Annotated in this window: 22 protein-coding genes and 4 tRNA genes; all 26 read left to right on the forward strand. The window is 57.0% G+C overall.

From position 1 onward, the window contains the following. The first annotated feature begins 145 nt into the window (after nt 1–145). The 26 genes from birA (at nt 146) to rpsC (ending at nt 22,839) form a co-directional block, all read left to right on the forward strand. The gene (birA, locus tag IFT76_RS10555) at nt 146–1,135 is read left to right on the forward strand and encodes a bifunctional biotin--[acetyl-CoA-carboxylase] ligase/biotin operon repressor BirA (protein ID WP_192058313.1); all 990 of its coding nucleotides are present in this window, start codon (nt 146–148) and stop codon (nt 1,133–1,135) included. Nucleotides 1,136–1,137: 2 nt separating this feature from the next. Next, nucleotides 1,138–1,302, forward strand: coding sequence for a hypothetical protein (locus IFT76_RS10560; RefSeq protein WP_163007395.1), 165 nt, complete (start codon nt 1,138–1,140; stop codon nt 1,300–1,302). A 290-nt stretch (nt 1,303–1,592) separates the two neighbouring features. After that, nucleotides 1,593–1,677 (forward strand) — tRNA-Tyr (locus tag IFT76_RS10565). Nucleotides 1,678–1,701: 24 nt separating this feature from the next. Next, nucleotides 1,702–1,775 (forward strand) — tRNA-Gly (locus IFT76_RS10570). Between the two features lie 26 nt (nt 1,776–1,801). Beyond that, nucleotides 1,802–1,877 (forward strand) — tRNA-Thr (locus IFT76_RS10575). Between the two features lie 209 nt (nt 1,878–2,086). Further along, nucleotides 2,087–2,162, forward strand: a tRNA-Trp gene (locus tag IFT76_RS10580). A 45-nt stretch (nt 2,163–2,207) separates the two neighbouring features. Next, entirely contained in the window at nt 2,208–2,576 is a 369-nt protein-coding gene (secE, locus tag IFT76_RS10585; RefSeq protein WP_192058315.1) for a preprotein translocase subunit SecE, read from the forward strand. Nucleotides 2,577–2,585: 9 nt separating this feature from the next. Continuing rightward, on the forward strand, nt 2,586–3,119 hold the full coding sequence (gene nusG / locus IFT76_RS10590) for a transcription termination/antitermination protein NusG (RefSeq protein ID WP_010443972.1): 534 nt from the start codon (nt 2,586–2,588) through the stop codon (nt 3,117–3,119). A gap of 115 nt (nt 3,120–3,234) precedes the next feature. Then, on the forward strand, nt 3,235–3,666 hold the full coding sequence (rplK, locus tag IFT76_RS10595) for a 50S ribosomal protein L11 (RefSeq protein WP_043192510.1): 432 nt from the start codon (nt 3,235–3,237) through the stop codon (nt 3,664–3,666). Beyond that, nucleotides 3,666–4,361: a 50S ribosomal protein L1 gene (gene rplA, locus IFT76_RS10600; protein WP_043192511.1), complete on the forward strand. Its 696-nt coding sequence runs from the start codon at nt 3,666–3,668 to the stop codon at nt 4,359–4,361. The genes rplK and rplA overlap by 1 nt, the downstream gene beginning before the upstream one ends. A gap of 203 nt (nt 4,362–4,564) precedes the next feature. Beyond that, nucleotides 4,565–5,065 carry a 50S ribosomal protein L10 gene (rplJ, locus tag IFT76_RS10605; RefSeq protein WP_122475664.1) on the forward strand — a complete coding sequence of 167 codons (501 nt, stop codon included), beginning with the start codon at nt 4,565–4,567 and terminating at the stop codon, nt 5,063–5,065. Between the two features lie 78 nt (nt 5,066–5,143). Beyond that, nucleotides 5,144–5,509: a 50S ribosomal protein L7/L12 gene (gene rplL, locus IFT76_RS10610; protein ID WP_122475662.1), complete on the forward strand. Its 366-nt coding sequence runs from the start codon at nt 5,144–5,146 to the stop codon at nt 5,507–5,509. Between the two features lie 216 nt (nt 5,510–5,725). Then, complete coding sequence (gene rpoB, locus IFT76_RS10615; RefSeq protein WP_185795442.1) at nt 5,726–9,799, forward strand: DNA-directed RNA polymerase subunit beta; 4,074 nt, start codon at nt 5,726–5,728, stop codon at nt 9,797–9,799. Nucleotides 9,800–9,863: 64 nt separating this feature from the next. After that, entirely contained in the window at nt 9,864–14,063 is a 4,200-nt protein-coding gene (rpoC, locus tag IFT76_RS10620; RefSeq protein WP_122475658.1) for a DNA-directed RNA polymerase subunit beta', read from the forward strand. A 219-nt stretch (nt 14,064–14,282) separates the two neighbouring features. Beyond that, complete coding sequence (gene rpsL / locus IFT76_RS10625) at nt 14,283–14,654, forward strand: 30S ribosomal protein S12 (RefSeq protein ID WP_003186084.1); 372 nt, start codon at nt 14,283–14,285, stop codon at nt 14,652–14,654. Between the two features lie 98 nt (nt 14,655–14,752). After that, complete coding sequence (gene rpsG, locus IFT76_RS10630) at nt 14,753–15,223, forward strand: 30S ribosomal protein S7 (protein WP_010490886.1); 471 nt, start codon at nt 14,753–14,755, stop codon at nt 15,221–15,223. A gap of 30 nt (nt 15,224–15,253) precedes the next feature. Continuing rightward, the gene (fusA, locus tag IFT76_RS10635; protein WP_122475656.1) at nt 15,254–17,359 is read left to right on the forward strand and encodes an elongation factor G; all 2,106 of its coding nucleotides are present in this window, start codon (nt 15,254–15,256) and stop codon (nt 17,357–17,359) included. Nucleotides 17,360–17,389: 30 nt separating this feature from the next. Further along, nucleotides 17,390–18,583 (forward strand): elongation factor Tu, encoded by a 1,194-nt coding sequence (gene tuf, locus IFT76_RS10640; RefSeq protein WP_122475655.1) that lies wholly within the window; start codon nt 17,390–17,392, stop codon nt 18,581–18,583. A gap of 141 nt (nt 18,584–18,724) precedes the next feature. Beyond that, the gene (rpsJ, locus tag IFT76_RS10645) at nt 18,725–19,036 is read left to right on the forward strand and encodes a 30S ribosomal protein S10 (protein WP_003186070.1); all 312 of its coding nucleotides are present in this window, start codon (nt 18,725–18,727) and stop codon (nt 19,034–19,036) included. Between the two features lie 81 nt (nt 19,037–19,117). Continuing rightward, the gene (gene rplC, locus IFT76_RS10650; protein ID WP_043192521.1) at nt 19,118–19,753 is read left to right on the forward strand and encodes a 50S ribosomal protein L3; all 636 of its coding nucleotides are present in this window, start codon (nt 19,118–19,120) and stop codon (nt 19,751–19,753) included. Nucleotides 19,754–19,765: 12 nt separating this feature from the next. Beyond that, the gene (gene rplD, locus IFT76_RS10655; protein WP_043192522.1) at nt 19,766–20,368 is read left to right on the forward strand and encodes a 50S ribosomal protein L4; all 603 of its coding nucleotides are present in this window, start codon (nt 19,766–19,768) and stop codon (nt 20,366–20,368) included. Further along, on the forward strand, nt 20,365–20,664 hold the full coding sequence (gene rplW, locus IFT76_RS10660) for a 50S ribosomal protein L23 (RefSeq protein WP_002555488.1): 300 nt from the start codon (nt 20,365–20,367) through the stop codon (nt 20,662–20,664). Before rplD ends, rplW begins: the two co-directional genes overlap by 4 nt. A 14-nt stretch (nt 20,665–20,678) precedes the next feature. Further along, nucleotides 20,679–21,503 (forward strand): 50S ribosomal protein L2, encoded by an 825-nt coding sequence (gene rplB / locus IFT76_RS10665; protein WP_122475653.1) that lies wholly within the window; start codon nt 20,679–20,681, stop codon nt 21,501–21,503. A 16-nt stretch (nt 21,504–21,519) separates the two neighbouring features. Continuing rightward, nucleotides 21,520–21,795, forward strand: a complete 276-nt coding sequence (gene rpsS, locus IFT76_RS10670) for a 30S ribosomal protein S19 (protein WP_002555486.1) — start codon at nt 21,520–21,522, stop codon at nt 21,793–21,795. A gap of 11 nt (nt 21,796–21,806) precedes the next feature. After that, the gene (gene rplV, locus IFT76_RS10675) at nt 21,807–22,139 is read left to right on the forward strand and encodes a 50S ribosomal protein L22 (RefSeq protein WP_003103908.1); all 333 of its coding nucleotides are present in this window, start codon (nt 21,807–21,809) and stop codon (nt 22,137–22,139) included. A gap of 13 nt (nt 22,140–22,152) precedes the next feature. Further along, nucleotides 22,153–22,839 carry a 30S ribosomal protein S3 gene (gene rpsC / locus IFT76_RS10680; protein ID WP_003176422.1) on the forward strand — a complete coding sequence of 229 codons (687 nt, stop codon included), beginning with the start codon at nt 22,153–22,155 and terminating at the stop codon, nt 22,837–22,839. The last annotated feature ends 7 nt before the right edge of the window (nt 22,840–22,846 follow it).

Below are 22,846 nucleotides of genomic sequence, written 5' to 3' on the forward strand. Positions count from 1 at the left end.
TTTCCCCATGTGAGAGTAGGTCATCGTCAAGATTCAATTCCGAAACCCCTATCTGCGCAAGCAGGTAGGGGTTTTGTCTTTTTAGCGTTTCAAATCAGTGTCCGCCATCGCTATCATTGCGCCCTACCGAGACGCCGAGTTCGCTATGTCACCATTGCTGGATCTACTTAAAGACGGTCATTTTCACTCGGGCGAAGCGCTGGGCGAGGCTCTGGGGGTCAGCCGCAGTGCTGTGTGGAAGCAGCTGCAGCAGCTGCAAGCCGAACTGGGCATCGATGTGCACAAAGTGCGCGGCAAAGGCTATCGCCTTGCCGATCCTGTTTCTGCGCTCTCCAGCGAGACACTTGCGGCAAGCGCTCCAGCGGGCTGGGAGCTGCGTGTCATGCATAGCGTCGACTCCACCAATGCCGAAGCATTGCGTGCCGTCGCTGACGGGAGCCAGATGCCGCTCTTGATCGTTGCAGAGCAGCAGACAGCGGGACGGGGCCGGCGGGGTAGGCCTTGGGTAAGTCCCTATGCGCAAAATCTCTACTACAGCCTGGCGCTGCGTATCGAAGGGGGTATGGCTCGCCTGGAAGGATTGAGCCTAGTGGTAGGGCTTGCCGTGGTCCGAGCGCTGCATGCGCAAGGTGTAGGCGAGGCAAGGCTTAAGTGGCCTAACGATATTCTGGTTGGAGAAAAGAAGCTCGCAGGAATACTGCTGGAGCTGGTTGGCGATCCCAGTGATGTATGTCATGTCGTCATCGGTATTGGTATCAATGTGAATATGAGGCAGAACACGGCGGTGGATCGGCCTTGGACTTCCGTACGCCTGCAGCGGATGAGCCTGGTCGATCGCAATGACTTGGTTGCTGAACTCAACGTGCAGCTTCAGAGTCACCTGGAGCGTCACGCACTGTCCGGGTTCGAGCAGTTGCGGGAGGAGTGGGAGGGGCTGCATGCTTGGCAGGGCAGGGCTGTCGTCCTCAGTGCCGGGTTGAAGGCCATTGAAGGCCGGGTGTTGGGAATAGATGGCCAAGGTGGCCTGCGGCTTTCTGTAGGTGGCATGGAACAGGTGTTCAGTGGCGGAGAACTCAGTCTGCGCCTTGTAGGAGACAGCGGGCCTTCCGCAGTTTCCGATCCGAGGGGGGAGTGACGATGCGTTGGCTTGTACTACTGCTGTTGGTCCTCAACGTGTTCTATGCCGGGTGGCACCACCAGGAGCTTCCCGTGCGGCCCAAAGAGTTGGCGCCCCTGTCTACCTACAAGGGTGAGAGGCACCACATCCAGCTGCTGAACGAAAAGACTGAAACCCAGCGCTGAGCATTCTCATGGGACGCGCTCGGCACGCTTGTCCCGCCAGTGCGGTGAGCGATCCTCCCCGAGTGAGTGGGTGTATGTTCGGCCCCAATGAATTCAATGACTTAAAACATAAAATAATCTGATCTGGGGTATTGCCAGGCCCTGATGGTTTGCATAGAATGGCGCCCGCTTCACAGCGATGGTGCGAAAGCCCAGCGCTGTGAAACAGCTGTCGATGTAGCTAACCTCAAGATTTTAATGAGAAAAAGCTTGACAGTGAGGTGGCATAGCGTAAAATGCCGCCACGTTAAGGAGGGGTTCCCGAGCGGCCAAAGGGATCAGACTGTAAATCTGACGTCTACGACTTCGAAGGTTCGAATCCTTCTCCCTCCACCATTTTTAGCGTGAGCTGCAAGCTCCGCGGGTATAGTTTAGTGGTAGAACCTCAGCCTTCCAAGCTGATGATGCGGGTTCGATTCCCGCTACCCGCTCCAAGTTTGCTGTTTGTGCATGGTTTCAAGCTCTTGTAGCTCAGTTGGTAGAGCACACCCTTGGTAAGGGTGAGGTCAGCGGTTCAAATCCGCTCAAGAGCTCCATTTTTGCAAGGCAGATATGAAAATATCTGCCTTTGTTTTAATGGTAGGTGTGTGTCGCTCCTGTGGGTGTTGCGCATCTCTGCTGTTGGCATCTTGGGTTGTGAGGTCTGTGCCAGGGGTGATTGATGTCTCCTTGCGCAACATGGCAGTCCAATCAGGTGTTGAAATAGCTTTCCCGGGTCGGCATAATGTTCGGCCTGATTTGTTTTAGGTCAGTAGCTCAATTGGCAGAGCGACGGTCTCCAAAACCGTAGGTTGGGGGTTCGATTCCCTCCTGACCTGCCAGATTCACTCGGTGTGTCTGGCTTTCTTTTCACAGGATCCTCCTAGATGACTCCCAAGGCTGAAGCCCCAGAATCTCGTTTCGATCTGCTGAAGTGGCTCGTTGTTATCGCTTTGGTTGTGGTTGGCGTGGTTGGTAATCAGTACTACTCTTCGTCGCCGATCCTGTACCGGGTGCTTGCGCTTCTCGCTATTGCCGCTGTGGCCGCCTATGTGGCGCTGCAGACTGCCAAAGGCAAGTCGTTCTTCATCCTGGCTAAGGAAGCGCGCACCGAAATACGTAAAGTCGTTTGGCCGACTCGCCAAGAGACCACACAGACCACGCTGATCGTAGTCGCGGTCGTTCTGGTCATGGCGTTGCTGTTGTGGGGGCTCGATTCCCTGCTCGGCTGGCTTGTTTCCTTGATTGTTGGCTAAGGGTGTCCCGTGGCTAAGCGTTGGTACGTTGTGCATGCTTACTCGGGTTACGAGAAGCATGTTATGCGCTCTTTGATCGAGCGTGTAAAGCTGGCTGGTATGGAAGACGGTTTTGGCGAAATTCTCGTCCCCACTGAAGAAGTGGTCGAGATGCGAAATGGCCAAAAGCGTAAAAGCGAACGCAAGTTCTTTCCAGGCTATGTGCTGGTTCAGATGGACATGAACGAAGGTACTTGGCACTTGGTCAAGGACACGCCTCGGGTCATGGGTTTCATCGGCGGCACGGCAGACAAGCCTGCTCCGATTACCGACAAGGAAGCTGAAGCTATCCTGCGTCGCGTCGCTGACGGTAGCGACAAGCCCAAGCCAAAGACGCTGTTCGAGCCGGGCGAAGTCGTTCGTGTGACCGATGGTCCTTTCGCGGATTTCAACGGCACCGTCGAAGAAGTCAATTACGAAAAGAGCCGGATCCAGGTCGCGGTGCTCATTTTCGGTCGCTCTACTCCGGTAGAGCTCGAGTTCAGTCAGGTCGAAAAAGTCTGATTGGAAACGGATCCCATACCCCGCAGGCGTAAGCTGCGGGGTTTTGTCGTCACTGGGATAAAACGCAAGCAACTGGGGAGCCGAAAGGCGCTCGTACCCAATAGTGGAGTAGCTCATGGCTAAGAAAATCACGGCTTACATCAAGCTGCAAGTAAAGGCCGGCCAGGCCAACCCTAGCCCGCCCGTCGGCCCGGCTCTGGGCCAGCATGGCGTGAACATCATGGAATTCTGCAAGGCCTTCAACGCCCGTACCCAGGGTCAAGAAGCCGGCTTGCCGACTCCTGTAATCATCACTGTCTACAGTGACCGCAGCTTCACCTTCGAGACCAAAAGCACCCCTGCTTCGGTACTGCTGAAGAAAGCAGCCGGCCTGACCAGCGGCTCGGCTCGTCCGAACACCGTCAAAGTCGGTACCGTGACTCGCGCTCAGCTCGAAGACATCGCAAAAGCCAAGAATGCGGACCTGACTGCCGCTGACATGGAAGCAGCCGTGCGTACCATCGCCGGTTCTGCTCGCTCCATGGGCCTCAACGTGGAGGGTGTGTAATGGCTAAGCTGACCAAGCGCCAAAAAGCTATTGCTTCCAAGATCGAAGCAGGCAAGTTGTACAACTTCGAAGACGCAGCTGCGCTGCTGACCGAACTGTCCACCGTCAAGTTCAGCGAGTCCGTTGACGTGGCCGTGAACCTGGGCGTTGACCCACGTAAATCCGACCAGGTCGTACGTAGCGCTACTGTGCTGCCGCACGGCACTGGCAAGACCGTACGGGTTGCCGTGTTCACCCAGGGTCCAGCTGCCGAAGCGGCTCTGGCTGCCGGCGCAGACCGCGTAGGCATGGACGACCTGGCTGCCGAAATGAAAGGCGGCGATCTGAACTATGACGTCGTCATCGCATCCCCGGATGCCATGCGCGTTGTTGGTCAATTGGGTCAGATCCTCGGTCCACGTGGCCTGATGCCTAACCCGAAAGTCGGTACCGTGACGCCAGACGTCGCCAACGCCGTCAAGAATGCCAAGGCTGGTCAGGTTCGCTACCGCACCGACAAGAACGGCATCATCCACACTTCCGTTGGCAAGGTCGGTTTCGACGCCGTCAAGCTGAAGGAAAACGTTGAAGCCCTGATCGCTGATCTGAAGCGCATCAAGCCGGCTTCCTCGAAAGGCATCTACGTCAAGCGCGTCACCCTGAGCACCACCATGGGCCCAGGTCTGGTCATCGACCAAGGCTCGCTGGACGCGTAAGACTTTGCCGGTGGCACGGGTGACCGTGCCATTGGCTGAAAAATTGGGGTCCCTGCCTGGCGGGGGCTATCCAAGACCGTAGGCGGCGCAAGCCTTAAACCTCAAGCCTACGCAGATGGTGCTCCCGGTTCCTTACCGAATCAGACACCAAAACGACATCCGGCTTCGGCCAGATGAAACGGTAACAAGCAGGAGTTAAACCCGTGGCAATTAATCTCGAAGACAAGAAGGCCATCGTCGCTGAAGTCAACGAGGCTGCCAAAGCTGCTCTGTCCGCTGTCGTGGCTGATGCCCGTGGTGTGACAGTAGGCGCTATGACCGGACTCCGTAAAGAGGCTCGTGAAGCTGGCGTATACGTACGTGTCGTACGTAACACCCTGCTCAAGCGCGCTGTTGCCGACACTGAATACAGTGTCCTCAACGACGTGTTCACCGGCCCGACCCTGATCGCATTCTCTACCGAACACCCGGGTGCTGCTGCCCGCTTGTTCAAGGAATTCGCCAAGGGTCAGGACAAGTTCGAGATCAAGGCAGCTGCGTTCGAGGGCAAGTTCCTCGCAGCTAACCAAATCGACGTACTGGCAACACTGCCGACCCGTAACGAAGCCATTTCGCAGCTGATGAGCGTGATTCAAGGCGCTACCAGCAAGCTGGCTCGTACTCTGGCCGCAGTTCGCGAGCAAAAAGAAGCTGCTGCAGCCTGAGGCTGAGCATTTTCTCTCGCGCTTTTTTGTTTATTTCGATGGCCGTGTAGGCCGTCCCCCAATTCAGGAAATACAGCAATGTCTATCTCCCAAGACGATATCCTCAACGCCGTAGCTGAAATGTCGGTTCTGCAGGTTGTTGAGCTGATCAAAGCTTTCGAAGAAAAATTCGGCGTTTCCGCTGCCGCTGCTTCTGCTGGCCCAGCTGCTGCTGCAGTTGTTGCTGAAGAGCAAACCGAATTCAACGTCATGCTGCTGGAAGCTGGCGAGAAGAAAGTAAACGTGATCAAGGCAGTTCGTGAACTGACCGGTCTGGGCCTGAAAGAAGCCAAGGCTGTAGTTGACGGCGCTCCTGCCATGGTTCTGGAAGCTGTTGCCAAAGACGCAGCCGACAAAGCCAAAGCAACGCTGGAAGAAGCAGGCGCCAAAGTCGAGCTGAAGTAAGCATCGACCTTGCGTCTCCAGCCCGAGCGTCAAGCGAAAGGCTGATGGCTGGTGGCTCATGCCACCGGCCTTTTTCCGTTACTGGCAGTCGATCAGGTCGACGCCGGCAACGCGCTGTAACCACCCAAGGGTGGCGCAAACCACGGGGTTTGCACGATTTTCTGGCTGCTCCCGTCGGGAGAAGCCACAAGCAGGTGACCAAGCTGGGGAACGCTGATGGCTTACTCATATACTGAGAAAAAACGTATCCGCAAGGACTTTAGCAAGTTGCCGGACGTCATGGACGTACCGTACCTCTTGGCTATCCAGCTGGATTCGTATCGCGAATTCTTGCAGGCGGGCGCGACCAAGGACCAGTTCCGTGATGTCGGTCTGCATGCGGCCTTCAAATCCGTTTTCCCGATCATCAGCTACTCCGGCAACGCTGCTCTGGAGTACGTTGGTTATCGTCTGGGCGAACCGGCCTTTGACGTCAAAGAGTGCGTACTGCGTGGCGTGACCTACGCTGTGCCGCTGCGCGTGAAAGTGCGCCTGATCATTTTCGACAAAGAATCGTCGAACAAAGCGATCAAGGACATCAAGGAGCAGGAAGTCTACATGGGGGAAATCCCCCTGATGACCGAGAACGGTACCTTCGTAATCAACGGTACCGAGCGCGTCATCGTTTCCCAGCTGCACCGTTCGCCGGGTGTGTTCTTCGACCACGACCGTGGCAAGACGCACAGCTCGGGCAAGCTGCTCTATTCGGCCCGTATCATTCCTTACCGTGGCTCCTGGCTGGACTTCGAGTTCGATCCGAAAGACTGTGTATTCGTCCGGATCGACCGTCGTCGCAAGCTGCCTGCCTCGGTATTGCTGCGCGCTCTGGGCTACAGCACCGAGCAAGTCCTCGATGCGTTCTACACCACCAACGTATTCCACGTGCAGGGCGAAGTGCTCAGCCTGGAACTGGTGCCCCAGCGCCTGCGTGGTGAAATTGCCGTTCTCGATATCCTCGATGAGAAAGGCAAGGTGATTGTCGAGCAAGGCCGCCGCATCACGGCTCGACACATCAACCAGATCGAAAAAGCCAACATCAAGCAGTTGGAAGTGCCGCTGGACTACGTTCTGGGTCGCACCACGGCCAAGGCCATCGTGCACCCGGCGACTGGCGAAATCCTGTGCGAGTGCAACACCGAACTGACCACCGACCTGCTGCTCAAGATCGCCAAGGCGCAGGTCGTTCGCATCGAGACGTTGTATACCAACGATATCGACTGTGGCCCGTTCATCTCCGACACCTTGAAGATCGACTCCACCGGCAATCAGCTTGAAGCGCTGGTGGAAATCTACCGCATGATGCGTCCAGGCGAGCCTCCAACCAAGGATGCCGCCGAGACCCTGTTCAACAACCTGTTCTTCAGCCCCGAGCGCTACGACCTGTCTGCGGTCGGCCGGATGAAGTTCAACCGTCGTATCGGTCGTACCGAGATCGAAGGTTCGGGTGTTCTGAGCAAGGAAGACATCGTTGCCGTATTGAAGACCCTGGTCGACATCCGCAACGGCAAGGGCATCGTCGACGACATCGACCACCTGGGTAACCGTCGTGTTCGCTGCGTCGGCGAGATGGCCGAGAACCAGTTCCGTGTAGGCCTGGTACGCGTCGAGCGTGCGGTCAAGGAACGCCTGTCGATGGCCGAAAGCGAAGGCTTGATGCCGCAGGACCTGATCAACGCCAAGCCTGTTGCTGCCGCGGTGAAAGAGTTCTTCGGTTCCAGCCAGCTGTCGCAGTTCATGGACCAGAACAACCCGCTGTCCGAGATCACCCATAAGCGTCGTGTCTCCGCACTCGGCCCTGGTGGTTTGACTCGCGAGCGTGCCGGCTTCGAAGTGCGCGACGTTCACCCGACGCACTACGGTCGCGTGTGCCCGATCGAAACGCCGGAAGGTCCGAACATCGGCTTGATCAACTCCCTGGCGGCCTATGCGCGCACCAACCAGTACGGCTTCCTGGAAAGCCCGTACCGTGTGGTGAAGGACGCTCTGGTCACCGACGAGATCGTGTTCCTGTCAGCCATCGAAGAAGCCGATCACGTGATCGCTCAGGCTTCGGCCACGATGAACGACAAGAAGGTTCTGATCGACGAGCTGGTGGCCGTACGTCACTTGAACGAATTCACCGTCAAGGCGCCGGAAGACGTCACCTTGATGGACGTTTCGCCCAAGCAGGTCGTCTCGGTTGCCGCATCGCTGATTCCGTTCCTCGAGCACGATGACGCCAACCGTGCGTTGATGGGCTCGAACATGCAGCGTCAGGCTGTACCGACCCTGCGTGCCGACAAGCCGCTGGTAGGTACCGGCATGGAGCGCAACGTTGCCCGTGACTCCGGCGTCTGCGTCGTGGCTCGTCGTGGTGGCGTGATCGACTCCGTCGATGCCAGCCGTATCGTGGTCCGGGTTGCGGATGACGAAGTCGAGACTGGCGAAGCCGGTGTCGACATCTACAACCTGACCAAGTACACCCGCTCGAACCAGAACACCTGCATCAACCAGCGTCCGCTGGTGAACAAGGGTGACGTGGTTCAGCGCAGCGACATCATGGCCGACGGTCCGTCCACCGACATGGGTGAACTGGCGCTGGGTCAGAACATGCGCATCGCGTTCATGGCGTGGAACGGCTTCAACTTCGAAGACTCCATCTGCCTGTCCGAGCGTGTGGTTCAGGAAGATCGCTTCACCACGATCCACATCCAGGAACTGACCTGTGTGGCCCGTGACACCAAGCTTGGCCCAGAGGAAATCACTGCCGACATCCCGAACGTGGGTGAAGCGGCGCTGAACAAGCTGGACGAAGCCGGTATCGTTTACGTAGGTGCCGAAGTCGGCGCCGGCGACATCCTGGTCGGCAAGGTCACTCCGAAAGGCGAGACCCAACTGACTCCGGAAGAAAAACTGCTGCGTGCGATCTTCGGCGAGAAGGCCAGCGACGTTAAGGACACCTCCCTGCGCGTGCCTACCGGCACCAAGGGTACAGTCATCGACGTACAGGTCTTCACCCGTGACGGCGTCGAGCGTGATGCTCGTGCACTGTCGATCGAGAAGAGCCAGCTGGACGAAATCCGCAAGGACCTGAACGAAGAGTTCCGCATCGTCGAAGGCGCGACCTTCGAACGTCTGCGCTCGGCCCTGATGGGGCAGATGGTCGAAGGCGGCGCTGGCCTGAAGAAAGGCACCGAGGTCACCCACGAGGTCCTCGACGGCCTGGAACACGGTCAGTGGTTCAAGCTGCGCATGGCCGAAGACGCGCTCAACGAGCAGCTCGAGAAGGCTCAGGCCTATATCGTCGATCGCCGCCGTCTGCTGGACGACAAGTTCGAAGACAAGAAGCGCAAGCTGCAGCAAGGCGATGACCTGGCTCCAGGCGTGCTGAAGATCGTCAAGGTCTACCTGGCCATCCGCCGTCGCATCCAGCCGGGTGACAAGATGGCCGGTCGTCACGGTAACAAAGGTGTGGTCTCGGTGATCATGCCTGTCGAGGACATGCCGCACGACGCCAACGGTACGCCGGTGGACGTGGTACTCAACCCTCTGGGTGTACCATCGCGCATGAACGTTGGTCAGATTCTCGAAACCCACCTGGGCCTCGCGGCCAAGGGCCTGGGCGAGAAGATCAACACCATGCTCGAAGAGCAGCGTAAGGTAGCTGATCTGCGCAAGTTCCTGACCGAGATCTACAACGAGATCGGTGGCCGTCAAGAGCAGCTGGAAACCTTCTCCGACCAGGAAATCCTGGACCTGGCGAAGAACCTCAAGGGCGGCGTTCCAATGGCCACCCCGGTGTTCGACGGCGCCAAGGAAAGCGAAATCAAGGCCATGCTGAAACTGGCCGACATGCCGGAAAGCGGCCAGATGCAGCTGTTCGATGGTCGTACCGGCAACAAGTTCGAGCGTCCGGTCACCGTTGGCTACATGTACATGCTGAAGCTGAACCACTTGGTGGACGACAAGATGCACGCGCGTTCCACTGGTTCCTACAGCCTGGTTACCCAGCAGCCGCTGGGTGGCAAGGCGCAGTTCGGTGGTCAGCGTTTCGGGGAGATGGAAGTGTGGGCGCTGGAAGCATACGGCGCGGCATACACCCTGCAAGAAATGCTCACAGTGAAGTCGGACGATGTGAACGGCCGTACCAAGATGTACAAGAACATCGTGGACGGCGATCACCGTATGGAGCCGGGCATGCCCGAGTCCTTCAACGTGCTGATCAAAGAGATTCGTTCTCTGGGTATCGACATCGATCTGGAAACCGAATAACACGTGACGCGAATCGGGAGTGGGCGGCTACCGTCCACTCCCTGCTCCGCCAGGAGGAAAGGCCTTGAAAGACCTACTGAATTTGCTGAAAAACCAGGGTCAAGTCGAAGAGTTCGATGCGATCCGTATCGGCCTCGCGTCGCCTGAAATGATCCGTTCGTGGTCCTTCGGTGAAGTTAAAAAGCCGGAAACCATCAACTACCGTACGTTCAAGCCCGAGCGTGACGGCTTGTTCTGCGCCAAGATCTTTGGCCCGGTCAAGGACTACGAGTGCCTGTGCGGCAAGTACAAGCGCTTGAAGCACCGTGGCGTGATCTGCGAGAAGTGCGGCGTCGAAGTCGCACTGGCCAAGGTTCGCCGCGAGCGCATGGCTCACATCGAACTGGCTTCGCCAGTCGCCCACATCTGGTTCCTGAAGTCGCTGCCGTCCCGTATCGGCCTGCTGATGGACATGACCCTGCGTGATATCGAACGCGTTCTCTACTTCGAGAGCTATGTCGTTATCGACCCGGGCATGACCACCCTTGAAAAGGGCCAGCTGCTGAACGACGAGCAGTACTTCGAAGCACTCGAAGAGTTCGGCGACGATTTCGATGCCCGCATGGGTGCCGAAGCCGTTCGTGAACTGCTGCACGCCATTGACCTGGAACACGAGATTGGCCGCCTGCGCGAAGAGATTCCGCAGACCAACTCGGAAACCAAGATCAAGAAGCTGTCCAAGCGCCTGAAGTTGATGGAGGCCTTCCAGGGCTCCGGCAACCTGCCTGAGTGGATGGTGTTGACCGTTCTGCCGGTTCTGCCGCCAGACCTGCGTCCACTGGTTCCGCTGGATGGCGGTCGCTTTGCGACTTCCGACCTCAACGATCTGTATCGTCGAGTGATCAACCGCAACAACCGTTTGAAGCGCCTGCTGGATCTGTCGGCTCCCGACATCATCGTGCGCAACGAAAAGCGCATGCTGCAGGAAGCTGTGGATGCACTGCTCGACAACGGTCGCCGCGGTCGTGCCATTACCGGTTCGAACAAGCGTCCCCTGAAGTCCCTGGCTGACATGATCAAGGGTAAGCAGGGTCGTTTCCGTCAGAACTTGCTCGGCAAGCGCGTCGACTACTCGGGTCGTTCGGTTATTACCGTGGGCCCGACCCTGCGCCTGCACCAGTGTGGTCTTCCGAAGAAGATGGCTCTGGAACTGTTCAAGCCGTTCATTTTCGGCAAGCTGGAAATGCGTGGTCTGGCGACCACCATCAAGGCCGCCAAGAAGATGGTCGAGCGCGAGCTGCCGGAAGTATGGGACGTTCTTGCCGAAGTGATTCGCGAACACCCCGTGCTGCTCAACCGTGCACCGACCCTTCACCGTCTGGGTATCCAGGCGTTTGAACCGGTACTGATCGAAGGCAAGGCTATCCAGCTGCACCCTCTGGTCTGTGCTGCGTACAACGCCGACTTCGACGGCGACCAGATGGCGGTCCACGTACCGTTGACCCTGGAAGCCCAGCTCGAAGCCCGTGCGCTGATGATGTCGACCAACAACATCCTGTCGCCAGCCAACGGTGAGCCAATCATCGTTCCGTCGCAGGACGTTGTATTGGGTCTGTACTACATGACGCGTGAAGCGATCAACGCCAAAGGCGAAGGTCGTGTGTTCGCGGATCTGCAGGAAGTTGACCGTGTGTTCCGTGCCGGCGAAGCCGCACTGCACGCCAAGGTCAAAGTGCGTATCCACGAAACCGTCAACGACCGTGACGGCGGCAGCGTGAGCAACGTTCGTATTGTCGACACCACTGTCGGCCGTGCCTTGTTGTACCAGGTTGTGCCAAAAGGTCTGTCGTACGATGTCGTCAACCTGCCGATGAAGAAGAAGGCGATCTCCAAGCTGATCAACCAGTGCTACCGCGTGGTTGGTTTGAAAGAGACCGTGATTTTCGCTGACCAGTTGATGTACACCGGTTTTGCCTACTCGACCATTTCCGGCGTTTCCATCGGTGTTAACGACTTCGTTATCCCGGATGAGAAAGCTCGCATCATCGGTACCGCGACCGACGAAGTGAAAGAGATCGAGAGCCAGTATGCTTCCGGCCTGGTAACCCAGGGCGAGAAGTACAACAAGGTGATCGACCTTTGGTCCAAGGCCAACGACGAAGTGTCCAAGGCAATGATGTCGAACCTCTCGAAAGAGAAGGTCATCGATCGTCATGGCAACGAAGTGGACCAGGAATCGTTCAACTCGATGTACATGATGGCTGACTCCGGTGCACGGGGTTCGGCTGCTCAGATTCGCCAGCTGGCCGGTATGCGTGGCCTGATGGCCAAGCCGGACGGCTCGATCATCGAGACGCCGATCACCGCGAACTTCCGTGAAGGCTTGAGCGTACTTCAGTACTTCATCTCGACTCACGGTGCTCGTAAGGGTCTGGCGGATACCGCGTTGAAGACAGCTAACTCCGGTTATCTGACTCGCCGTCTGGTTGACGTTGCACAGGATCTGGTCGTTACCGAAGTCGACTGCGGTACCGAGCACGGTCTGCTGATGACGCCGCACATCGAAGGCGGTGACGTCGTCGAGCCGCTGGGCGAGCGCGTTCTGGGTCGAGTGATCGCCCGCGACGTGTTCAAGCCTGGCACCGACGAGGTGATCGTTCCGGGCGGTACGCTGGTGGACGAAAAGTGGGTTGAATTCATCGAGCTCAACAGCATCGACGAAGTCATCGTGCGTTCGCCGATCAGCTGCGAAACCCGTTACGGTATCTGCGCCAAGTGCTACGGCCGTGATCTGGCTCGCGGTCACCAGGTGAACATCGGTGAAGCGGTCGGCGTTATCGCCGCCCAGTCCATCGGTGAGCCGGGTACCCAGCTGACCATGCGTACGTTCCACATCGGTGGTGCGGCAAGCCGGACCTCGGCTGCCGACAGCGTCCAGGTGAAGAACGGCGGTACTGTCCGCCTGCATAACCTGAAGCACGTCGAGCGTCTGGACGGCAACCTGGTTGCAGTATCGCGTTCGGGTGAGTTGGCGATTGCCGACGAGTTCGGTCGTGAGCGCGAACGTTACAAGCTGCCATACGGTGCAGTGATTTCGGTGAAGGAAGGCGACAAGGTCGACGCTGGCGCTATCGTGGCCAAGTGGGACCCGCACACTCACCCAATCGTCACCGAGATGAAAGGTACCGTGACCTACGTGGGCATGGAAGAAGGCATCACGATCAAGCGTCAAACAGACGAATTGACCGGCCTGACCAACATCGAAGTGCTCGATGCCAAGGACCGTCCAGCTGCGGGCAAGGAAATTCGTCCGGCAGTGAAGATGGTTGGCGTCGATGGCAAGGATCTGCTGTTGCCAGGTACCGACGTACCGGCCCAGTACTTCCTGCCAGCCAATGCCCTAGTCGGCGTGGCGGATGGTGCGCAAGTGGGTGTGGGTGACGTTATCGCCCGTATTCCACAGGAAACTTCGAAGACTCGCGACATCACCGGTGGTCTGCCGCGTGTTGCCGACTTGTTCGAAGCGCGTCGTCCGAAGGAAGCTTCGATCCTGGCGGAAGTCAGCGGCACCATCGCTTTCGGCAAGGAAACCAAAGGCAAGCGCCGCTTGGTTATCACGCCGAACGACGGCACCGATCCGTATGAAGAGCTGATTCCGAAGTGGCGTCACCTGAACGTCTTCGAAGGCGAACAAGTGAACCGCGGCGAAGTTATCTCGGACGGTCCGAGTGACCCGCATGACATCCTGCGCTTGCTGGGTGTGAGTGCGCTGGCCAAGTACATCGTCAACGAGATTCAGGACGTGTACCGTCTGCAGGGCGTGAAGATCAACGACAAGCACATCGAGACGATTCTGCGTCAGATGCTGCGCAAGGTCGAAATCTCCGAGTCCGGCGACAGCAGCTTCATCAAGGGCGACCAGATGGAACTGACCCACGTACTGGGTGAAAACGAGCGTCTGAGTGCGGACGAGAAATTCGTTTCGAAATTCACTCGCGTGCTGCTGGGTATTACCAAGGCGTCGCTGTCCACCGAATCGTTCATCTCGGCGGCTTCCTTCCAGGAAACCACTCGAGTACTGACCGAAGCGGCAGTCACCGGCAAGCGCGATTACCTGCGCGGCCTGAAAGAGAACGTGGTCGTGGGTCGTCTGATCCCGGCTGGTACCGGTCTGGCGTATCACAGCGAGCGCAAGCGTCGCCGTGAACTCGACAAACCGACTCGCGTCAGCGCCAGTGAAGTGGAAGCTGCGTTGACCGAAGCGCTGAACTCAAGCGGTAATTGAGACCAGCGGTAGTGATGACGGGGCCCTGGTAGCCCCTGCCAACTCCGCAACGACACAAAATGTCGCAGCGGAGTTGGCAGGGGAGGCCGGGGCCTTGTCTTGACTGGGGACGAGATCCTCTTTAGACTCTTGTACCCCTAAATTTGGCGGGATTGATTCCTGCCATTTTTGCTTTTCTTGCAAGACAATAGCGTCGCAAGACAACAGTGGAGCTAGTAGATGGCAACTATCAACCAGCTGGTACGTCAGCCGCGCAAGCGTATCGTCGAGAAATCCGACGTACCTGCGCTGCAGAACTGCCCGCAACGTCGTGGTGTGTGCACCCGTGTGTACACCACCACGCCGAAAAAACCTAACTCGGCACTGCGTAAAGTATGCCGTGTGCGCCTGACCAACGGTTTCGAGGTTTCCTCGTACATCGGCGGTGAAGGCCACAACCTGCAAGAGCACAGCGTGGTACTGATCCGCGGCGGTCGTGTAAAAGACTTGCCAGGTGTTCGTTACCACACCGTTCGCGGCTCCCTGGATACCTCCGGCGTCAAAGGTCGTAACCAAGGTCGTTCGAAGTACGGTACCAAGCGTCCGAAGTAATCGGCGTTTGCACACTGCAGTTATCAATTTTTCTGAGTCGATAAGAGTAAGGTCGGGCCTGTCCCGAGCTAACCTGAAGACCGTTTGAGGGCTTATCCATGCCAAGAAGACGCGTAGCAGCCAAGCGCGAAGTGCTTGACGATCCAAAATACGGCAGCCAGATCCTGGCCAAGTTCATGAACCACGTGATGGAAAGCGGCAAGAAAGCCGTTGCCGAGCGTATCGTTTATGGCGCGCTGGACAAGGTTAAAGAACGCAAGAACAGCGACCCCCTGGAAATCTTCGAGAAAGCTCTCGACGCCATCGCTCCGCTGGTCGAAGTGAAGTCGCGCCGTGTAGGCGGTGCTACTTACCAGGTTCCGGTCGAAGTTCGTCCGTCCCGTCGTAACGCCCTGGCAATGCGCTGGCTGGTAGACTTCGCGCGCAAGCGCGGTGAAAAGTCGATGGCTCTGCGCTTGGCCGGCGAACTGCTGGACGCTGCCGAAGGCAAAGGTGCTGCAGTTAAGAAGCGTGAAGACGTTCACCGTATGGCTGAAGCCAACAAAGCGTTCTCGCACTACCGCTTCTAAATTCAGCGTCACTAATTTTGCGAGGGCTTTATGGCTCGTACTACACCGATTAACCGCTACCGTAACATTGGTATCGTTGCTCACGTGGACGCTGGTAAAACCACGACCACCGAGCGCGTCCTTTTTTACACCGGCAAAAGCCACAAAATGGGCGAGGTGCATGACGGCGCCGCGACCACAGACTGGATGGTTCAGGAGCAGGAGCGTGGTATTACCATCACTTCTGCTGCTATCACCGCCTTCTGGAAGGGCTCCGAGAAGCAGTACAAGGACGAGCATCGCTTCAACGTCATCGATACCCCGGGCCACGTAGACTTCACCATTGAAGTTGAGCGTTCCCTGCGCGTACTCGACGGCGCTGTCGTTGTGTTCTGTGGTACCTCGGGTGTAGAGCCTCAGTCGGAAACCGTATGGCGTCAAGCCAACAAGTACGGCGTTCCTCGTCTTGTTTACGTAAACAAGATGGACCGTGCTGGCGCGAACTTCCTGCGCGTGATCGGTCAGATCAAGCAGCGTTTGGGCCACACTCCGGTGCCTATCCAGCTGGCTATCGGTTCCGAAGACAATTTCCAGGGCCAGATCGATCTGTTGGCCATGGAAGCTGTGTACTGGAACGATGCTGACAAAGGCATGGTTCCTGTTCGCAAGCCTATCCCTGCCGAGCTGCAGGAGCTGGCTGACGAATGGCGCAACAACATGGTCGAAGCTGCGGCTGAAGCCAACGAAGAGCTGATGAACAAGTACCTCGAAGGTGAAGAACTCACCAACGACGAAATCAAGGCTGCTCTGCGTCAGCGTACCATCGCTGGCGAGATCGTCTTGGCTGTTTGCGGTTCCTCGTTCAAGAACAAGGGCGTTCCCCTGGTTCTCGATGCTGTGATCGACTACCTGCCGGCTCCGGTCGATATTCCTGCCATCAAGGGTACTGACCCGGATGACGAGACCATCGAGCTGGAGCGTCATGCAGACGACGCAGAACCGTTTTCCGCTCTGGCATTCAAAATTGCCACTGACCCATTCGTGGGTACCCTGACCTTCGTCCGTGTTTACTCGGGCGTGTTGAACTCCGGCGACGGCGTGATCAACTCGGTCAAGGGCAAGAAAGAGCGCGTGGGTCGTATGGTGCAGATGCACGCCAACGCCCGCGAAGAGATCAAGGAAGTACGCGCTGGCGACATCGCGGCCTTGATCGGCATGAAGGACGTCACCACTGGTGAAACCTTGTGCAACGGTGACAAGCCGATCATCCTCGTTCGCATGGACTTCCCGGAGCCGGTTATTTCGGTTGCCGTAGAGCCCAAGACCAAGGATGACCAGGAAAAAATGGGTATCGCTCTGGGCAAGCTTGCTCAGGAAGATCCATCTTTCCGCGTTAAAACCGATGAAGAGACTGGTCAGACGATCATCTCCGGCATGGGCGAGCTGCACCTGGACATCCTGGTTGACCGGATGCGCCGTGAGTTCAACGTCGAAGCCAACATCGGTAAGCCTCAGGTTTCCTATCGTGAGCGCATCACGAAGAACTGTGAAATCGAAGGCAAGTTCGTTCGTCAGTCCGGCGGTCGTGGTCAGTTTGGTCACTGCTGGATCCGTTTTGCCCCTGCTGACGAAGGTCAGGAAGGTCTGCAATTCGTGAACGAAGTCGTCGGTGGTGTGGTTCCCAAGGAATACATCCCGGCGATTCAGAAGGGTATCGAAGAGCAGATGAAGAACGGTGTTGTTGCCGGCTATCCGCTGATCGGCCTGAAAGCGACCGTTTTCGACGGTTCCTACCACGACGTCGACTCCAACGAGATGGCGTTCAAGGTCGCTGCCTCCATGGCAACCAAGCAACTGGCCCAGAAGGGCGGTGGTGAGTTGCTTGAGCCGATCATGGCGGTAGAAGTTGTTACACCTGAAGACTACATGGGTGATGTCATGGGCGACCTTAACCGTCGTCGCGGCATGATCTTGGGTATGGAAGATACGGTTTCCGGCAAAGTGATTCGCGCCGAGGTTCCGTTGGGTGAGATGTTCGGTTATGCGACCGACGTTCGCTCCATGTCCCAGGGTCGCGCAAGCTACTCTATGGAATTCAAAAAATACAACACAGCTCCGGCGCACATCGCTGAAACTGTATCCAAAAAACAAGGCTGATTCAGTCCTTTAGGCAAGGAGTTAATTGTCGTGGCTAAAGAAAAATTTGATCGTTCCCTACCGCACGTCAACGTTGGCACCATTGGTCACGTTGACCACGGTAAAACCACTCTGACTGCTGCTCTGACTCGCGTTTGCTCCGAAGTTTTCGGTTCCGCAATCGTCGACTTCGACAAGATCGACAGCGCTCCAGAAGAAAAAGCTCGTGGTATCACCATCAACACCGCGCACGTTGAATACAACTCGCTGATCCGTCACTACGCTCACGTTGACTGCCCAGGTCACGCTGACTATGTGAAGAACATGATCACCGGTGCTGCCCAGATGGACGGCGCGATTCTGGTTTGCTCGGCCGCTGATGGTCCGATGCCACAAACCCGTGAGCACATCCTGCTGTCCCGCCAGGTTGGCGTTCCGTACATCGTGGTTTACCTGAACAAGGCCGACCTGGTAGACGACGCCGAGCTGCTGGAACTGGTAGAGATGGAAGTTCGTGACCTGCTGTCGACCTACGACTTCCCAGGCGACGACACTCCGATCATCATCGGTTCGGCTCGTATGGCGCTGGAAGGCAAAGACGACAACGAAATGGGCACCAGCTCCGTTCGTAAACTGGTTGAGACTCTGGACAGCTACATCCCAGATCCAGTCCGTGTCATCGACAAGCCATTCCTGATGCCAATCGAAGACGTGTTCTCGATCTCCGGTCGCGGTACCGTTGTTACCGGTCGTATCGAGCGCGGCATCGTCAAGGTTCAGGATTCGCTGGAAATCGTAGGTCTGCGTGACACCACCGTCACCACCTGCACCGGCGTTGAAATGTTCCGCAAGCTGCTGGACGAAGGTCGTGCTGGCGAGAACTGCGGCGTGCTGCTGCGCGGCACCAAGCGTGACGACGTCGAGCGTGGCCAGGTTCTGGTCAAGCCGGGTTCGGTCAAGCCGCACACCAAGTTCGAAGCTGAAGTCTACGTGCTGAGCAAGGAAGAAGGCGGTCGTCACACTCCGTTCTTCAAAGGCTACCGTCCACAGTTCTACTTCCGGACCACTGACGTGACCGGTAACTGCGAACTGCCGGAAGGCGTTGAAATGGTAATGCCAGGCGACAACATCAAAATGGTTGTCACCCTGATCAAGACCATCGCAATGGAAGACGGCCTGCGTTTCGCTATCCGTGAAGGCGGTCGTACCGTCGGCGCTGGCGTCGTAGCCAAAATCATCGAGTAATTGTTGATCGTTTGAAAAGGCCCCCGCTTAGCGGGGGCTTTTTTATTGGGTTGACACTCGATGGGCGCGTCTATAGAATTGCGCCTCCTTTTAACGGGTGCATTGCGCCCGGTGGGAACAGCAGCCGGAGTCTGAAATCCAATGCAAAATCAGCAAATCCGTATCAGGTTGAAGGCTTTTGACCATCGCCTGATCGACCAATCCACCCAGGAAATCGTGGAAACCGCGAAACGTACTGGTGCTCAGGTGCGTGGTCCAATTCCACTTCCTACCCGTAAAGAGCGGTTCACCGTTCTGGTTTCCCCGCACGTCAACAAAGACGCGCGCGACCAGTACGAGATCCGTACTCATAAGCGTGTTCTGGACATCGTCCAGCCAACGGACAAAACCGTTGACGCGCTGATGAAGCTTGATCTTGCGGCAGGTGTGGAAGTGCAGATCAGCCTCGGCTAAGACTTGGGTCTTAGTCGTGTAACGCTCTGAAATGGGCGGCCATAGCGGGTGAAAGCCCCGTACACTCATGAGGTTTACAACATGACTATTGGTGTAGTCGGTCGTAAATGCGGTATGACCCGTATTTTCACCGAAGAAGGTGTCTCCATTCCGGTCACGGTCATTGAGATCGAGCCGAATCGCGTCACCCAGTTTAAAACTGAAGAAACTGATGGCTATCGTGCAGTGCAAGTCACTGTCGGCGAGCGTCGTGCTTCGCGTGTGACTGCTGCTCAAGCAGGTCACTTCGCCAAGGCGAACGTTGCTGCCGGTCGTGGCGTCTGGGAATTCCGCCTTGCAGAAGGCGAATACCAGGCTGGCGACTTGATCAACGCTGAACTCTTCGCAGCGGGCCAACTGGTAGATGTTACCGGTCAGTCCAAAGGTAAAGGCTTTGCCGGTACCATCAAGCGTTGGAACTTCCGCGGTCAAGACAACACACACGGTAACTCCGTTTCCCACCGCGTCCCTGGCTCCATCGGCCAGTGCCAGACTCCTGGCCGTGTATTCAAGGGCAAAAAAATGTCCGGTCATATGGGCGCTGAGCGCGTGACCGTGCAGTCCCTGGAAGTTGTGCGCGTCGACGCTGAACGCAATCTGCTGCTCGTCAAGGGTGCTGTTCCTGGCGCAACCGGCGGCAACCTGGTTGTGCGTCCGGCAGCCAAGGCTCGCGGTTAAGGGGAAGCGAAAATGCAATTAAATGTAAATGACGCTCAGGCGATCGAAGTTTCCGAACTGACCTTCGGCGGCGAGTTCAACGAGACGCTGGTGCACCAGGCAGTCGTGGCCTACATGGCTGGCGGTCGTCAGGGCAGCAAGCAGCAAAAGACCCGTTCCGACGTTCGTGGTGGCGGTAAGCGCCCTTGGCGTCAGAAAGGTACTGGCCGTGCTCGTGCCGGTACTATCCGTAGCCCTATCTGGCGTGGCGGTGGTACCACTTTCGCAGCTCGTCCTCAGGATCACACCCAGAAGCTGAACAAGAAGATGTATCGCGCAGCACTGCGCTCCATCCTTGCTGAGCTGGTGCGTACCGACCGTCTGGTCGTGGTTCAGGACTTCGCTGTCGAAGCACCGAAAACCAAAGACCTGCTGGGCAAGCTGAATGGCATGGGCCTTACCGACGTTCTGATCGTATCGGACTCCGTCGACGAGAACCTGTACCTGGCTGCTCGTAACCTGCCGCACGTCGATGTACGTGACGTCCAAGGTTCCGACCCAGTTAGTCTGATCGCATACGACAAGGTGTTGATCACCGTGTCGGCCGTGAAGAAATTCGAGGAGCTGCTGGGATGAACCAGGAACGCGTATTTAAAGTTCTGCTTGGCCCGCACGTTTCCGAGAAGGCTACGGTTCTGGCAGACAAGAAAGGTCAGTTCGTTTTCAAGGTTGCTACCGACGCAACCAAGCTGGAAATCAAGAAGGCCGTCGAAAGCCTGTTCAGCGTGAAAGTAGAGCGTGTTACTACCCTGAACGTACTGGGTAAAAGCAAGCGCACTGCTCGCGGTCTGGGCAAGCGTAATGACTGGAAGAAGGCAGTTATCTCCCTTCAGCCAGGCCAAGATCTCGATTTCAGCAGCAGTGCTGAGTAAGGAAGGGGTGCATCATGGCAATCGTTAAATGCAAACCGACTTCCCCTGGCCGCCGTTTCGTGGTCAAGGTGGTCAACCAGGAGCTGCATAAAGGCGCTCCTCACGCACCGCTGCTCGAGAAAAAATCGAAGACTGGTGGTCGTAACAACAATGGCCGCATTACCACCCGTCACATCGGTGGTGGTCACAAGCAGCATTACCGCATGATCGACTTCCGTCGCAACGACAAGGATGGCATCACTGCCACCGTCGAGCGCATTGAATACGATCCTAACCGTACTGCTCACATTGCTCTGGTTCTGTACGCAGACGGCGAGCGTCGCTACATCCTCGCACCGAAAGGCGTGAGCGCTGGCGACCAGCTGATTGCAGGTGCTCTGGCACCGATCAAGCCAGGCAACTCGCTGCAGCTGCGCAACATCCCGGTCGGTAGCACCATCCACGGCATCGAATTGAAGCCTGGCAAAGGTGCTCAGATCGCTCGCTCCGCTGGTGCTTCGGCTCAGCTGATCGCTCGTGAAGGTGTCTACGTGACCCTGCGCCTGCGTTCGGGCGAAATGCGCAAAGTGCTGTCCGAGTGCCGCGCAACGCTGGGCGAAGTCTCGAACTCCGAGCACAGCCTGCGTTCGCTGGGTAAAGCCGGTGCCAAACGCTGGCGTGGCGTTCGCCCAACCGTTCGTGGTGTTGCCATGAACCCGGTTGACCACCCACATGGTGGTGGTGAAGGTCGTACCTCCGGTGGTCGTCATCCGGTATCGCCATGGGGCTTCCCGACTAAGGGCGCGAAGACTCGTGGTAATAAGCGTACCGACAAAATGATCGTCCGTCGTCGCAAGTAAATAGAGGGATACGACAGTGCCACGTTCTCTGAAAAAAGGTCCTTTTATTGATCTTCACCTACTGAAGAAGATCGAAGTGGCGGCGGAAAAGAACGATCGCAAACCAGTTAAGACCTGGTCGCGTCGTTCGATGATCCTGCCACAAATGGTCGGTCTGACCATCGCAGTACACAACGGTCGCCAACACGTCCCCGTTCTCGTGAACGAAGACATGGTCGGCCACAAACTGGGCGAGTTCGCCGGTACCCGCACATATCGTGGGCACGTGGCTGACAAGAAAGCCAAGCGTTAAGGGGTAAGGAAATGGAAGTAGCCGCTAAGTTGTCGGGCGCTCGAATCTCCGCCCAGAAAGCCCGCTTGGTCGCCGACCAGATCCGCGGGAAGAAGGTGGGCGAAGCGCTCAACCTGCTGGCTTTTAGCAGTAAAAAAGCCGCGGAAATCATGAAGAAAGTGCTGGAGTCGGCCGTAGCCAACGCCGAGCACAACGAAGGCGCAGACGTTGATGACCTGAAGGTCAGCACCGTTTTCGTCAACGAAGGGCGTTCGCTGAAGCGCATCATGCCTCGTGCCAAAGGCCGGGCTGATCGCATCGTCAAGCGGTCTTGCCATATCACTGTCAAGGTTGCTGACAAGTAACGGAGTCGATCAGATGGGTCAGAAAGTACATCCCATTGGCATTCGCCTGGGAATCGTCAAGGAGCACACCTCCGTCTGGTACGCAGACGGTCGGACTTATGCGGACTACTTGTTCGCAGATCTGAAGGTGCGTGAGTATCTCCAAGACAAACTAAAAAGCGCGTCCGTAAGCCGTATCGATATCCATCGTCCGGCCCAAACTGCACGTATCACCATCCACACCGCTCGTCCTGGTATCGTTATCGGGAAGAAAGGTGAAGATGTTGAGAAACTGCGCCAGGACCTGACCAAGCAAATGGGTGTGCCTGTGCACATCAATATCGAAGAGATCCGCAAGCCGGAGCTCGACGGTATGCTGGTTGCGCAGAGCGTAGCTCAGCAGCTGGAGCGTCGTGTGATGTTCCGTCGCGCCATGAAGCGCGCCGTACAGAACGCCATGCGCATTGGTGCCAAAGGCATCAAGATCCAAGTGAGCGGTCGTCTCGGCGGTGCTGAAATCGCACGTACTGAATGGTATCGCGAAGGTCGTGTGCCCTTGCACACCCTGCGTGCCGACATCGACTATGCCAACTACGAAGCTCACACCACTTACGGTGTGATCGGTGTGAAGGTTTGGATTTTCAAAGGCGAAGTAATTGGTGGTCGCCAAGAAGAACTGAAACCACAAGCACCTGCGCCTCGTAAAAAAGCTGCTAAGTAAGGGGTAC

Origin of the sequence: Pseudomonas sp. CFBP 13727 (assembly GCF_014841915.1) — a bacterium.
Lineage (GTDB): Bacteria > Pseudomonadota > Gammaproteobacteria > Pseudomonadales > Pseudomonadaceae > Aquipseudomonas > Aquipseudomonas baltica.